Source organism: Bacillus sp. SIMBA_026 (genome assembly GCF_046535335.1).
Lineage (GTDB): Bacteria > Bacillota > Bacilli > Bacillales > Bacillaceae > Bacillus > Bacillus velezensis.
This window is the reverse complement of the sequence record NZ_JAWRWX010000278.1, coordinates 1-259: the sequence shown is the minus strand read 5'-3', so window position 1 is coordinate 259 and position 259 is coordinate 1. Positions and strand designations below refer to the sequence as shown.

1 protein-coding gene is annotated in these 259 nt (G+C 43.6%); it reads left to right on the top strand.

What is annotated here, in order from left to right; all coding sequences use genetic code 11:
- A partial coding sequence (locus tag SB847_RS21475; RefSeq protein WP_410578696.1) for a TonB-dependent receptor domain-containing protein occupies positions 1–259 on the top strand: 259 nt, incomplete at both ends.

Here is a 259-nt window from a genome sequence, read left to right as displayed (position 1 = left end):
AACCATTTCGGCCGACCATCGACAATAAGCCTTTGCCTCCAATGACCGGCAGTACGCGTGAAATAGGTATCCGATACAATAAGGGCACCGTGAATTCATCACTGGCATTATATAAGTCCAGTAAGAAAAATATGTCTAATCCTGACTATAGTTTGCAGGAATGTGGCCCTGATAAGAATGAGTTTTGCTATATCACGGGTGGTGCTCAACAGAGTAAAGGTATTGATTTTGAAATCTCTGGTGAGCCTTTGCCCTGGTG